The organism is Nonomuraea sp. NPDC050733 (genome assembly GCF_040654215.1).
Classification (GTDB): Bacteria; Actinomycetota; Actinomycetes; order Streptosporangiales; family Streptosporangiaceae; genus Nonomuraea.
In genome coordinates, this window is record NZ_JBFAHO010000011.1 from 132,654 (window position 1) to 146,223 (window position 13,570).

General features: G+C 73.5%; 12 protein-coding genes. 7 read left to right on the plus strand and 5 right to left on the minus strand.

The window, feature by feature from the left end; genetic code table 11:
* Positions 1-41 precede the first annotated feature (41 nt).
* Complete coding sequence (murI, locus tag AB0H64_RS20345; protein WP_357626493.1) at positions 42-893, plus strand: glutamate racemase; 852 nt, start codon at positions 42-44, stop codon at positions 891-893.
* The gene (locus AB0H64_RS20350) at positions 862-1,614 is read left to right on the plus strand and encodes an MBL fold metallo-hydrolase (RefSeq protein ID WP_357626496.1); all 753 of its coding nucleotides are present in this window, start codon (positions 862-864) and stop codon (positions 1,612-1,614) included. Before murI ends, AB0H64_RS20350 begins: the two co-directional genes overlap by 32 nt.
* Before the next feature lie 19 nt (positions 1,615-1,633).
* Here AB0H64_RS20350 and AB0H64_RS20355 read toward each other — a convergent pair whose 3' ends face one another.
* Complete coding sequence (locus tag AB0H64_RS20355) at positions 1,634-2,875, minus strand: MFS transporter (protein ID WP_357626499.1); 1,242 nt, start codon at positions 2,873-2,875, stop codon at positions 1,634-1,636.
* Between the two features lie 68 nt (positions 2,876-2,943).
* Between AB0H64_RS20355 and rph the strand changes: the two genes are divergently transcribed.
* The 5 genes from rph (at position 2,944) to AB0H64_RS20380 (ending at position 8,084) form a co-directional block, all read left to right on the plus strand.
* Positions 2,944-3,663 (plus strand): ribonuclease PH, encoded by a 720-nt coding sequence (rph, locus tag AB0H64_RS20360; RefSeq protein WP_357626501.1) that lies wholly within the window; start codon positions 2,944-2,946, stop codon positions 3,661-3,663.
* On the plus strand, positions 3,660-4,256 hold the full coding sequence (rdgB, locus tag AB0H64_RS20365) for an RdgB/HAM1 family non-canonical purine NTP pyrophosphatase (protein WP_357626504.1): 597 nt from the start codon (positions 3,660-3,662) through the stop codon (positions 4,254-4,256). Before rph ends, rdgB begins: the two co-directional genes overlap by 4 nt.
* 191 nt (positions 4,257-4,447) lie before the next feature.
* Complete coding sequence (locus AB0H64_RS20370; protein WP_357626506.1) at positions 4,448-6,124, plus strand: molybdopterin-dependent oxidoreductase; 1,677 nt, start codon at positions 4,448-4,450, stop codon at positions 6,122-6,124.
* Positions 6,125-7,087: 963 nt separating this feature from the next.
* Positions 7,088-7,789 (plus strand): toxin glutamine deamidase domain-containing protein, encoded by a 702-nt coding sequence (locus tag AB0H64_RS20375; RefSeq protein ID WP_357626509.1) that lies wholly within the window; start codon positions 7,088-7,090, stop codon positions 7,787-7,789.
* Between the two features lie 16 nt (positions 7,790-7,805).
* Positions 7,806-8,084: a hypothetical protein gene (locus tag AB0H64_RS20380; protein ID WP_357626512.1), complete on the plus strand. Its 279-nt coding sequence runs from the start codon at positions 7,806-7,808 to the stop codon at positions 8,082-8,084.
* A gap of 27 nt (positions 8,085-8,111) precedes the next feature.
* Here the strand turns inward: AB0H64_RS20380 and AB0H64_RS20385 are convergent, their stop codons facing one another.
* The 4 genes from AB0H64_RS20385 to AB0H64_RS20400 form a co-directional block, all read right to left on the minus strand.
* Positions 8,112-10,622 (minus strand): FtsX-like permease family protein, encoded by a 2,511-nt coding sequence (locus tag AB0H64_RS20385; protein WP_357626515.1) that lies wholly within the window; start codon positions 10,620-10,622, stop codon positions 8,112-8,114.
* 57 nt (positions 10,623-10,679) lie between these two features.
* Positions 10,680-11,444, minus strand: a complete 765-nt coding sequence (locus AB0H64_RS20390; RefSeq protein ID WP_357626517.1) for an ABC transporter ATP-binding protein — start codon at positions 11,442-11,444, stop codon at positions 10,680-10,682.
* Between the two features lie 133 nt (positions 11,445-11,577).
* Positions 11,578-12,249 (minus strand): response regulator transcription factor, encoded by a 672-nt coding sequence (locus AB0H64_RS20395; protein ID WP_357626520.1) that lies wholly within the window; start codon positions 12,247-12,249, stop codon positions 11,578-11,580.
* Entirely contained in the window at positions 12,249-13,400 is a 1,152-nt protein-coding gene (locus AB0H64_RS20400) for a sensor histidine kinase (protein WP_357626522.1), read from the minus strand. The genes AB0H64_RS20395 and AB0H64_RS20400 overlap by 1 nt, the downstream gene beginning before the upstream one ends.
* Positions 13,401-13,570: the final 170 nt, after the last annotated feature.

Consider the following 13,570-nt stretch of genomic DNA (forward strand, 5'->3'; position numbering starts at 1 on the left):
TTACGCAGTGCGCAGGTCGCGGGTCGCCTACCCTCTGAAACGTGCCGGACGCGAGCATTGGGATCTTCGACAGCGGGGTGGGCGGCCTGACGGTCGCCCGGGCGATCATCGACCAGCTTCCCCATGAGTCCATCACCTATGTGGCCGACACGGCGCGCCAGCCGTACGGGCCGAAGAGCATCGCCGAGGTGCGCGCGTACGCGCTGGAGGTGATGGACCACCTCGTCGAGAACGACGTGAAGATGCTCGTGATCGCCTGCAACAGCGCCAGCGCCGCCGTGCTGCGCGACGCACGCGAGCGATACGACGTCCCGGTGGTCGAGGTGATCCAGCCCGCCACCCGGCGCGCGGTGCGGGCCACCCGCACCGGCGAGGTGGGCGTGATCGCCACCCGCGCCACCATCCAGTCGATGGCCTACCACGACGCCTTCGCCGCCGCCCCTCATGTGCGCCTGACCAGCGTGGCCGCCCCACGCCTGGTCGAGTACACCGAGCGGGGGGACACGACGAGCGAGGAGGTCATCGAGGCGGTCCGGGAGTACCTGGCGCCCATCCGCGAGGCCGGCTGCGACACGCTCATCCTCGGCTGCACCCACTACCCGCTCCTCGCCGGCGCCATCTCCTATGTCGCCGGCGACGAGGTCACGCTGGTCTCCAGCGCCGACGAGACGGCCAAGGACGTCTATCGGATCCTGCACGACCGTGGCCTGGCGGCCGCAAGCGACGTCACCCCCCGGCACCGCTTCCGCGCCACCGGCGACTCCACGCTGTTCGCCCACCTGGGACGGCGTTTCCTGGGCCCGGAGATCGACGCGGTCGAAGTCACACCGGTGGGGGGTACTACCACCAACGGAGGCCCACATGAAGGTGACCATCATCGGCTGCTCGGGTAGCTACCCGGGCCCCGACAGCCCCGCGTCGTGCTACCTGCTCGAAGCCGAGGGCTTCAGGATGCTGCTCGACCTCGGCGCGGGCGCCCTGGGCGCCCTCCAGCGGCACATCGGCCTGTACGACGTGGACGCCATCTGCCTGTCCCACCTGCACGCCGACCACTGCCTCGACATGTGCGGCTACCACGTGGCCCGCACGTACGGCCCCGAGGCGCCGTACCCGCGCGTGCCGGTCGTCGCGCCCGCCGACGCGTCGAAGCGGCTGGCCGCCGCGTACGGCATGCCCGACGAGCCGGCGCTGGAGACGGCCTTCGACTTCCGGACGCTGACGGCCGGCACGTTCGAGGTGGGACCGTTCACGCTGACGGCCCGGCTGGTCAACCACCCCATCGAGGCGTACGGCTTCCGTGTCTCCCACGCCGGGCGGACGGTCGCCTACTCCGGCGACACCGGCGAGTGCGGCGAGCTGGTGAAGCTCGCCGAGGACGCCGACCTGATGCTGTGCGAGGCGTCCTTCGTGGACCGGCCCGGACTGCCCACCGATCTGCACCTGTCCGGCCGGCAGGCCGCCGTCCACGCGGCCAAGGCCGGCGCCGGCAGGCTCGTGCTCACCCACCTGGTGCCCTGGAACGACCAGGCGACCGTGCTCGACGACGCCAGCCGGGGCGGCTACGACGGCCCCATCGAGCTGGCCAGGAGCGGCGCCGTCTACGAACTGGCCTGACCTTGCGGGATCGGCTGCTTCAGGGGTCGGTGCGCACCTGGGCGAAGTCGCGCATCCGCGGCAGTGGCGAGAACAGCAGCGGCAGGAACGACACCAGCCGGCCGGCCATGAACAGCCACAACGCCTCCCGCACGCCGATCTGCTGGGCCACGAGCCCGCCCAGCAGCGCGCCCAGCGGCATCGTGCCCCACACCACGAACCGCACCGTGGCGTTGATCCGGCCCAGCATGTGCTCCGGCGCGACCGTCTGCCGGTAGGTGATCTGGCCCACGTTGTAGAGGATCGCCCCCCACGACAGCGCGATCGAGGTGACGCTGAAGAACGCCACCCGCCAGTCGGCCTGCGTCATCGGGAGCAGCAGGCCGAACGGCGACGTCACGGCGATCGCCAGCCAGGTCACCCGGGCCGTGCCGTACCGGGTGAACAGCCACGTCCCGGTGAGCCCGCCGAGCAGCCCGCCGACCGCGCCCGACATGAGCAGCACGCCGATCACCCCCGGCGCCAGCCGCACCTCGTCGGCGAGGAACAGCACCGACAGCCCGAGCACGGCGCTGACGCACAGGTTGGTGCCGGCGGTCGTGGTGACGATCGCCCGCAGCAGCCGGTCGCCCCAGACGAACGCGAGCCCCTCCCGGATGTCCCGCAGCATGCCGGTGCGCTCGCCGCCCGCGGGAGCCCGACGGTCGGGCGTCCTGATCGAGGTGAGCAGGATCGCCGAGCCGAGCGAGGCCAGCGCGGTGGCGAACACCGTCAGCGGTGCGCCCAGGGACTGCACCAGCAGCCCGCCCAGGCTGGGGCCGGCCAGCGCGCCGCCGGAGCGCACGAACTCCAGCTTGGAGTTGCCGCTGCTCAGGCTCTGCTTGCTGACCAGTTCGGGCAGGTAGGTCTGGTCCGCCACGTCGTCGAACACCTGCGCCATGCCCGCCAGCAGCGCCACCGCCAGCATCATCCCCATGGACAGCAGCCCCAGCGTGTACGCGAGCGGGATGCTCGCCAGCAGCGCGCACCGGACCAGATCCGCGGTGATCATCACGCGGCGCTTCGACATGCGGTCCACCCACACCCCCGCGGGTAACCCGATCGCCAGGAACGCCGCGGTCTGTAACGCGGACAGCAGGCCGACCTCCAGCGCGCCGGCGTTCAGGACCAGGACAGCGACCAGCGGGAGCGCGACTCGGGAGATGTTGACCCCGAGTTCGTCGGCCACATGTGAGCTGAGGAACCTGATGAAGTCAGGGCTCCGCAACACCCCCGTTGTCATTGCGTAAGGATCGCTGTGGTGGACACTTTCGGTCAAGAGCGTCACGGTGCGGAGATAGGGTGAACTGCATGTCTCGACAGGATGGCCGCGCTCCCGACCAGCTACGCCCGATCACCATCACCCGCCAGTGGCTCGCCCACGCCGAGGGCTCGGTGCTCGTCGAGTTCGGCGGCACCCGCGTGCTGTGCGCCGCCTCGGTGCAGGACAGCGTGCCGCGCTGGCGCCGGGGCAGCGGCCAGGGCTGGGTCACCGCCGAGTACGCCATGCTGCCGCGCGCCACCAACACGCGCAACGACCGCGAGTCGGTCCGCGGCAAGATCGGCGGACGCACCCACGAGATCTCCCGGCTGATCGGCCGGTCGCTGCGGGCCTGCGTCGACTACAAGGCCCTCGGCGAGAACTCCATCGTCCTCGACTGCGACGTCCTCCAGGCCGACGGCGGCACCCGGACCGCCGCGATCACCGGGGCGTACGTCGCCCTGGCCGACGCCGTGGCCTGGATGCGCGAGCGCAAGATGTGCCCCGGCGACCCGCTGGTCGGCTCCGTCGCGGCCGTCTCGGTCGGCGTCGTCGGCGCGGTGCCGATGCTCGACCTCTGCTACACCGAGGACGTGGCCGCCGAGACCGACATGAACGTCGTCATGACCGGCGTCGGCAGCTTCGTCGAGGTGCAGGGCACCGCCGAGGGCGCGCCGTTCGACCGCGGGACGCTCGACCAGCTGCTCGACCTGGCCGCGGCCGGCTGTGAGGAGCTGACGCTGATCCAGGGGGAGGCGCTCGGCCGATGAAGATCGTGCTCGCCACCCGCAACCCGGGCAAGATCGCGGAGCTGCGCCGCATCCTGTCGGGGTTCGACATCCTGGGGCTGGAGGAGTTCCCCTCGATCGGCGAGGTCGCCGAGACGGGGGTCACGTTCGAGGAGAACGCCCTGCTCAAGGCGCACGCCGTCGCCCAGGGGTCCGGGCTGCCCGCGGTGGCCGACGACTCCGGCCTGTGCGTCGACGTGCTGAACGGCATGCCGGGCGTCTTCTCCGCCCGCTGGTCCGGCCGCCACGGCGACGACCAGGCCAACCTCGACCTGCTGCTGGCCCAGGTCTCCGACGTGCCCGCCGAGCGGCTGACGGCTCACTTCGCGTGCGTGGCGGCGCTGGCGCTGCCGTCGGGGGAGACCTGCGTGGTCGAGGGCGACCTGCCGGGCCGGCTGATCTCCGTGCCGCGCGGGTCCCACGGGTTCGGGTACGACCCGATCTTCGTTCCCGACGGTGAGACGCGGACGACGGCGGAGATGGCGCCCGAGGAGAAGGACGCGATCAGCCACCGGGGCCGCGCCTTCCGCGCCCTCGCCCCGCAGGTCCGCGACCTGCTGTCACCGTCGCCCTGACGCTCGCGTGGCGGTTCTGACGTTCGCTTGGCGGTTCTGAGGTGTGCGTGGGCGGTCCTGACGTGCGCTTGGCGGTTCTGAGGTGTGCGTGGGCGGTCCTGACGTCGGCGCGGCTGTCCTGACGTTCGCGTGGTCGTCCCGTAACCGGCGCGTAAGAACCGGGCGGGCGCCGCGGGCGTAGCGTCGGAACCGTGCAGAGGCAAGACATGGCGCCCGCCTGGACGGGTGCGCTGGCGGGGCTGACGGCCGGGGCGGTGGCGCTCGGCGTCGCCCAGCTCGTGGCCGGGATCGCGGGGCCGGAGACGTTCCCGGTGGTGGCCGTGGGCGATGTGGTCGTCGACCTGACGCCCGCGCCGGTCAAGGACTTCGCGATCGAGGCGTTCGGCGCCAACGACAAGGCGGTCCTCGTCGGGGGTGTGCTCGTGGTGCTGGCCGTCATCGCGGCCGCCCTGGGGATCGCGGCCCGGCGGCGGCCGGTGGTCGGCGACGCGGGGCTGCTGGCGTTCGGGGCCGTGGGGGTGCTGGCGGTGCTGACCCGGCCGGGGGCCGGGATCACGGGGGTGCTGCCGACGGTGGTGGGCGTGGCGGCGGGCGTCTGGACACTGCGCCTCCTCGAACGGCGAGCGCGTCTCCACCCGGCGCCCGCCGAGGAGCCCGCGGTCCTGGCAGGAGAGGCGGGCTTCCGTGGCGAGGCCGGCGCCGGGGAGCACGGGCGGCCGTCCGAGGTGGAGCAGCCCGAGGTGGAGCAGCCCGGGGTGGAGCGGCCCGTGGTGATGCGCCCCGGGGCGTCCGGGGCCGGTGGGTTCGACCGGCGCAGGCTGCTGACCGGGGTAGCGAGCGGGGTGGTGGTGGCGGGGGCGACCACCGTACTCGGGCGGGTCCTGTCCGAACGTCAGGCCGTGGACACCGCCAGGGGCGGGCTGGCCCTGCCGGCGCCCGCCACGCCCGCCGCGCCGCTGCCCGCCGGGACGGACTTCCGCATCAGCGGCCTGTCCCCCTTCACCACGAGGAACCGGGACTTCTACCGGGTGGACACCGCGATCGTCGTCCCCCAGGTGAACCCGCAGACGTGGCGGCTGCGCATCCACGGCATGGTCGACCGGCCGATCGAGATGACCTTCGCCGACCTGCTCAAGCGGCCTCTCACCGAGGCCGACATCACACTCACCTGCGTGTCCAACCCGGTCGGCGGCGAGTACATCGGCAACGCCCGCTGGCTCGGCGTCCGGATGGCCGACGTGCTGCGCGAGGCCGGGCTCCAGTCCGGCGCCGACATGCTCCTGTCCACCTCCGCCGACGGCTTCACCTGCGGAACCCCGGTGGACGTGGTCATGGACGGGCGCGACGCGCTGTTCGCCGTGGCCATGAACGGCGAGGTGCTGCCCGTGGACCACGGCTTCCCGGTGCGGCAGGTGGTGCCGGGGCTGTACGGGTACGTCTCGGCCACCAAGTGGGTGGTGGACCTGAAGGTGACGAGGTTCGACCGGGACGAGGCGTACTGGACGCCGCGCGGCTGGGCCGCCAAGGCGCCGATCAAGACGCAGTCGCGCATCGACCTGCCCCGGCAGGGCACGACGCTGCGCGCGGGCCGCACGACGGTCGCCGGGGTCGCCTGGGCGCAGCACACCGGGATCGACGCCGTGGAGGTGCGCGTGGACCGCGGCGAGTGGCGGCAGGCGCGCCTCGCCGCGGCGCCGGGGCCCGACACGTGGCGGCAGTGGGCGCTCGACTGGGACGCCACACCCGGCCGCCACACGATCGAGGTACGCGCGACCGACGCCGCCGGCCGCACCCAGGCGGAGCAGGAAGCGCCGCCCGCACCGGACGGCGCGACCGGCTGGCACACGATCACGGTCCAGGTCTCGTAACGCTCCGACGCACCCTTTCTTCGCGTTTGTGCAGGTACGGCGGGTGGATCGTGGTGGCCGAACTTGCCGAGTGGCCCTCCTGGCCGGGGCGGCGGCCCTACGATCGGCGTCGAGCACGACAGGAGGCAGGACGTGACCCGCGACCGCAAGCCCCGCGTCCGATGGGTCCTTCCCGGAGGGCGCTACGACCCGGTGGTCGGCGACGGCGTGCGGTGGCGCGACTACGAGCGCGCCGCCGATCCGCCGGACTCCGGCCCGCCCGACCCCACTCCCCTCGCCGCCCGACCACCGGCATCCGGGCGGCCGGTGGGGGAGCAGAGGCCCGGAGAGGAGCGGCGGCCCATTGCCGCCGCGCCCAGTGCCGTCACGCCAACGGGTGCCACGCCAACGGGTGCCATGACGGCGAACGTCGCGACGGCGAACGTCGAAACGCCGGGCGTCGCTCCCACGGGTGCGATGACGCCTGAGGGCATGTCGGCCGGTGTGCCGGCGGCTGGGGGCACGACGGTTGGTGGCGTGTCGGCTGGTGTGATGGCGGTTGACGGCACGACGTCCGGCGTCACGAGTGCTGGTGGCACGACGTCCGGCGTCACGACGGCGAGGCACCGGTCACCCGCGGCGGACGCGGCAGGTGGCGTCGCCCCCGGGCACGTCTCCGCCCTCACCTCCATGCCCACCGCAGCCCCTGCCCCCGCACCGCCGGACACCGGCTCCGCGGCGGTCCGCGAAGGCGGCGGTCTCCTGCCCACGTCTCCGGACACGGCCCCGGACGGGCGCCGATCCGCTCGTCCGGCCCCTGCGCCACCTGAGGGTCGGCCGGGCGTGCCGTCGGCCCCCGGTGCAGCCGCCTCGTTGCCCCCGGGGCCGCTGGATGTCGCCGCCCCGCCTCCTGCTGCGGCCACGGCGCCCACGGTGGAGGAACACGGCGACGGCCCCGCGCTCGGAGGAGAGCCCGGATGGATCATGCCCACCCGGGGGGAGGCCCCGGGCTGGGCCGGCTGGGCGATGCCCGCCGGGGGAGCGGCCGGCAGGCGGGCGAAGACGGCCGACTGGTTCGACGGTCCCGCGAGGCCGCCGCGGCTCGCCGACTGCCGGCCGTACGGGATGGCAGGAGGGCTGGCGCGTCCCGATCCGCAGGTCGAGCACGACCTGCGGCGCGCGGTGCCGCCCGGCACGCGCTTCCCCGACCCGCGCGGCACCTGGGTCAGGCTGATCAACGGCGGCGGCCCGGCGGACGACCCGTTCCGGGCCTCCAACGCCGCCGACTGCGCCCTGGCCGTGCTGTCCACGTGGCACGGCGAGCCCGCCGCCGCGGCGGCCCGGCACCCCGAGTACGACCGGCTCGGCAGGCCCGTGCTGAGCGGCGAGACGGGCGGGGCCGCCAGGATCGAGCGGTGGGTGGGGCAGCGTTTCCAGTACGCCGGTCACGGGCGGCACGCGTATCCGCTGGTGGCGCGGCGGCTGATCGAGGCCGGCCACGGGGCCGCGGCCGTCATCGTCGTGCGCTGGCCCGGCGGCGGCTCCCACGCCTGGAACGCCGTCAACTTCGGCGGCGAGGTCATCTGGATCGACGCGCAGCGCGGCCACATGGCGGTCGATCCTCCCTACACGACGGTGACCGGGGTGTTCTGCGTCGTCGTCGACCGGTACGGGAGACCACGATGAGTCGCGACGGGCAGGGGTGAGCGCGGTGGACCTCGACCAGGCCAGGGCGGTGGCGGAAGAGTACTTCAACGGGGTGCGGCCGGTGGACGACCCGGTGCGGGTGGGGGTCCACGCGTTCGGCGAAGGCTACGTGGCCTGGGTGCGGGAGCCGGGCTCCGACGACCCGGCCACGCTGCCGGCCACGGTCGGGGGCGGCTGCATCGTGATCGACCGGGTGACCGGGGAGATCGTGAGCCGCCCTCTGCTCGACCCGGAGACGGTCGCCGAGCTGTGGCCGGGCCGCACCCCCCGCTGAGGTGACTCCCGGGGGCCGACGGGGTCGTCAGCCGCTCGCCAGGGCGCCGACGATCGAGGCGCGGGCCGCGCGCCGGGCCGGCAGCAGCGCCGCCAGCACCCCCGCCAGCCCCGACAGCACCACGAACAGCGCGACCTGCCCGTACGGCACCACGTACACCGCACCGTCGATCATCGCCCGCACCGCGGCCCAGCCGAACACCGCGCCGAGCACCACCCCGACGAGCGCGCCGATCAGCCCGAGCACCAGCGCCTCCACCGACAGCATGCGCCGCAGCTGCGGCCGGGTGAGGCCGAGCGCCCGCAGCAGCGCCGACTCCCGGGTCCGCTCGTGCACCGACAGCGACAGCGTGTTGGCGATGCCGAGCAGCGAGATGAGGATGGCCAGCCCCAGCAGCCCTGTGACGATCATCAGCAGCATGTCCAGGGCCTCGTCGAACTCACCGCGCACCTCGGTCGAGCTCGACACCTTGACCGTCGGGTACGCGGCCGTAGCCGCGTCCACCACCGCCCGGGACCTGTCCGCCGCCACGTCGCTCTTGGCGTCGACCATCACCCTGGAGTCGGGCAGCGCGCCGAAGTACCGGTCGAACGCGGTCGCGGCCACGGTGAGGTCCGGCAGCGTCGACTCGGAGCCGTTCAGCATCGCGACGACGGCCAGCGTGACCGCGCCGGCCTCCTTCGTCGTCAGCGAAAGCGAGTCGCCCACGCGAACGCCGAGCCTGGCGGCCACGTCGTCCTCGACCGCGACCTGGCCGTCGCCGAGACCGCGCATGGAGCCCGCCGTGACGGGCGGGTCCATCGGGCCGTCGTAGGCGCCCACGTCGAAGCGGCTCGCGCCGCCCTTGGGCCCGCTGACCTTGGCCTCGATGTCGCGGATCTGCACCACCGAGGCGAGCTCCGGCCGCCGCCGCAGCTCCTCGCCGACCGAACGGGGAATGGCCGAGTCGCGCTCCTGGGTGGCCAGCAGGTAGTCGATGGGGAACTGGTCGTCGAGCTTGTCGGTCAGCGTCACCCGGGTCGAGGTGGTGAGCACGGAGATGAGCGTCATCAGCGTCACGCCCACGGTCAGGGCGACCGTCGTGGTGGCGGCCCGCCTCGGGTTGCGGCCGGAGTTGTCCACGGCCAGCCGTCCCGGCACGCCGAACAGCCGGGCCGGCACCGCCCCGACCAGCGCGCTGAGCGGCCTGACCAGCACCGGCCCGAGGATGAGCACGCCGAGGAAGGTGAGCGCGCCCCCGCCCATGACCACGAACAGCGACACCTGCTGCCCCGGCTCCAGCACCAGCGCTCCGACACCGGTCGTCCCCAGGCCCGCCAGCAGGAACACGCCGGCGGCGACCATCCGGAGCAGCCCCGTGCGGAACGCCTGCTCCTCCAGCTGCGTGCGCAGCGCCGCCACCGGCGCGACCCGTGTGGCCGTGCGCGCCGGCAGCACCGCCGAGCCGATGGTGACGAGCAGCCCGACGGCCAGCCCGACGCCGATGGTGCCCGGCGTCAGCCGGACGGCGGCCCCGGTCGGCAGCGGCGCGTCCAGCGCGCCGAGGACCGCGAGCGTCCCCGCGCCCAGCCCGTACCCGGCCAGCAGGCCCAGGACGGCCGACAGCAGGCCGATCACGACCGACTCCAGCAGCACCGAGCCGAACACCTGGCCCCGCGTCGCGCCGATGCAGCGCAGCAGCGCCATCTCCCGGGTGCGCTGCGCCACCAGGATCGTGAACGTGTTGTAGATGACCAGCGCCGCCACCAGCATGGACACCAGCCCGAACATGAGCAGCCCCACGGTCAGCGCCTTGGTCTGCACCCCGGCCTGCCGGGCCAGCCGATCGGCGAGCTGCGTCCCTGTGAGCACCTCGCGGCCCTCGCCGCCCGCGGCCGCGGCGACCGTCCGCCGCAGCGCGTCAGGGTCGGCCCCCGCGACGTCGATCTCGCGGAACCCCTTCTCGTCCGTCATCCGCTGCGCCATGGCCGGGGTGAAGCCGACCACGCCGGTGTAGGCCAGCTCCTGGTCCACCCCCGGGTCGAGCAGGCCGACCAGCTTGAACATCCGCTTCCGCCGCTGCGGGTCCAGCACGGTGATCGTGTCGCCCACCTTGACGCCCTGGGCCTTGGCGGTGTTCTCGTCGAGCACGGCCGCCAGGTCGTCGGAGCCGGGGCCCGTACCGGACACGATCACGGCGCGGCTCAGCGGGCCGGACGAGATCGACAGGCCCGTCGTCGGAGCGTCGCCGGCCGCCTTGCCGTCCTTGCCGATCAGCGGCGCCGGCCCGCGTACGACGCCCTGCGCGTCCGTGACGCCCGGCAGGCCCCGCACCTTGCCGAGCAGCGCCGCGGGCAGCCGGCCGTCCGGCCCCTCGGCGATTACGGCCACGTCCACCTTGCCGGCGTCGGCCGTCACCTTCTGCGCGAGCCCGGCCTCGATGGTGTCCGTCAGCACGAACGTGCCCGCGATGAAGCCCACGCCCAGCGTGATGGCCAGCGACGTGAGCAGCAGCCTCAGCCGGTGCGCGCGCAGCCCGGCCAGCGTCGTCCTCAGCACGCCGCGCCTCCGTTGCGACGGATGACGGACGCCGCGCGGGGATGGGTCGTCGCCATCTCAGCCCTCCAGCTTCATCAGCGTGTCGAGCACCGACTGCGACGTTGGCGCGGCCAGCTCCGTGACCAGCTCGCCGTCCCGCAGGAACACCACGCGGTCCGCGTACGCGGCGGCGACGGGGTCGTGCGTGACCATGACGATGGTCTGCCCCAGCTCCCGCACCGAGGTGCGCAGGAACGACAGCACCTCGGCGCCGCTGCGCGAGTCCAGGTTGCCGGTCGGCTCGTCCGCGAAGATCACCTGCGGCTTGCTGATGAGCGCCCGCGCCACGGCCACGCGCTGCTGCTGGCCGCCGGACAGCTCCGTCGGCCGGTGCCCGAGCCGGTCCCGCAGGCCGACCGTCTCCACCACCCGGTCGAGCAGCACTTGGTCCGGCTGCCGGGCCGCGATCTCCAGGGGGAGTCGGATGTTCTGCTCGGCGGTCAGCGTCGGCAGCAGATTGAACGCCTGGAACACGAACCCGATCCGCTCCCGGCGCAGCAGCGTGAGCCGCTTGTCGCTCAGGCCGGTCAGCTCCACGTCGCCGATGCGCACGGTGCCCGACGTGGCCGTGTCCAGCCCGGCCAGGCAGTGCATCAGCGTGGACTTGCCCGAGCCGGACGGGCCCATGATGGCCGTGAACGCGCCGGTCTCGAACGCCACGTCCACCTCGCGCAGGGCGTACACCTTCGCGTCTCCCTGGCCGTACACCTTCGTCAGGCCGTGCGCCACGACGGCGGGGGCGGCCCTGCGGCGGCTCCCTGCCTCGGTCTCGGTGATGGTCACGTCCGCTCCTTCAAGGGGTTGGGGAACGCGACTCACGCTACGAGCGAGATGTGCGGAAAAAATGGGCCCTGAGGAGGGATTTCGTATAGGCCGTGAGATGACGTCGGTCAAACTTTCGGCCGATGCACCCGGATCAGGTTCGCGGCCGGTGGGAGGGCACGACCAGCCCCGCCTCGTACGCGTACACGACCGCCTGCGCCCGGTCCCGCAGCCCCAGCTTGGCCAGCACCCGGCCCAGGTGTGTCTTCACGGTCGCCTCCGCCACCTCCAGCCCGGCGGCGATCTCCAGGTTCGACAGGCCGCGCGCCACCATCAGCAGCACCTCGCGCTCGCGCGGCGTCAGCCCGGCCCCGTCGGGCAGGTCCTGGTCCGGGAGGTTCGCGGCGAACCGGTCGAGCATCCGGCGCAGCGTGCTCGGCGCCATGACGGCGTCGCCCGCGTGCACCGCCCTGATCGCGTTCAGCAGGTCGTCCGGCGGCACGTCCTTCAGCAGGAACCCCGACGCGCCCGCCTTCACCGCCGCCAGCGCGTACTCGTCCAGGTCGAACGTCGTGAGGATGAGCACCTTGGGCCCCTGGATCCGGGCCGTCGCCTCGACGCCGTCCATGCCCGGCATGCGCACGTCCATGAGGACGACGTCCACGTCGGTGCCGCGCAGCACCTCCAGCGCCCGCGCGCCGTCGCCCGCCTCGGCGACCACCTCGATGTCGGGCTGCGCCGCCAGCACCATCCTGAACCCGGCGCGCAGCAGCTCCTGGTCGTCGACCAGCATCACCCGGATGGGGGCGCCCTCCCCGCCGCTCATCAGGCGGCCCTGGTCGCGGGGACGGGCAGCCGGGCCAGCACCTCGAACCCGCCGCCGGGACGCGGCTCCGCCGACACCGCCCCGCCGTACATGCCGACCCGCTCCCGCATCCCGACCAGCCCGTGGCCGTCGTGGCTGCGCGGCGCCGCCGCGCCCCGCCCGTCGTCGCTCACCCGCACCACCAGCTCCGGCCCTCCGTACGTGAGCTCCACCAGCGCGCGCGCCCCCGGCCCGCCGTGCTTGAGCGCGTTCGTCAGGGCCTCCTGGACGATCCGGTACACCGCGAGCTGCTGCCCCTCCGGCAGGTCGCGCGGCACGCCCGACACCCGCAGCCGCGCCGGCACGCCCGCGCCGCGCACCAGCTCCTCAAGCTGGGCGAGCCCCGGCTGGGGCGTGTAGTCGGTGCCCGTCGCACCGCTGCCGCGGTCCTCGGGGTCCTCGCGCAGCACGCCGACCAGCCGCCGCATCTCGGCCAGCGCCTCCCGGCCGGTCCTGGAGATGTTCCGCACGGCCTGACGGGCCTGCTCGGGGGAACGGTCGATGGCGTAGCCGGCGCCGTCGGCCTGGACCACGATGACGCTCACGTGGTGGGCCACCACGTCGTGCAGCTCCCGGGCGATCCGCGCCCGCTCCGCCGTGGCCGCCAGCCGCGCCTGCTGGTCGCGCTCGCGCTCGGCCCGCTCGGCGCGCTCCTCCAGGCCTTCCAGGTAGCGGCGGCGCGTGTTGGCGTACAGGCCGGTCAGCCAGGTGGTCACGACGAAGATGGAGCCGCTGAAGAACATGCTGAACGAGACCTGGTTCCAATGCACCAGCACGAGGTACACGCCCAGCTCGGCCACCAGCCCCGCCGCGAGCGCCCACCAGAACGCGCGCTGGTAGGCCACCGACCACAGCGCCACGAGCACGGCGAGGTTCGCCGGCACGGGATCGAACCCCAGCGCCCACTGGACGAAGCAGACCAACGCCACGGCCCCGAACACCGCCAGCGGCCTGCGCCGCTGCCACAGCAGCGGCACGATGAGCAGCGCCGACAGCACCAGGTATCCGGCCAGGTCCGGCGTGGCGCCGGGGCCCTGAACGGTGCCGTCCGCGTACGGCCGGACGGTGATCAACGCCAGCACCGCGAGCGGCGCGCCCCGGAGGGCATCCATGACCTTCGCATGGCGCTTCGACCACGCATGTACCCTGCCGAACACATCCTTACGATACGTACGGCCTGCCGGGAGTTTGTCCGCCTGAAGGGGGAAGTGCGCGTACGACCCAGGTCTTACGCCAGCCTTACGACGGTATGGGCATAGTTGACCTTGGGAGCGCCCCCTTA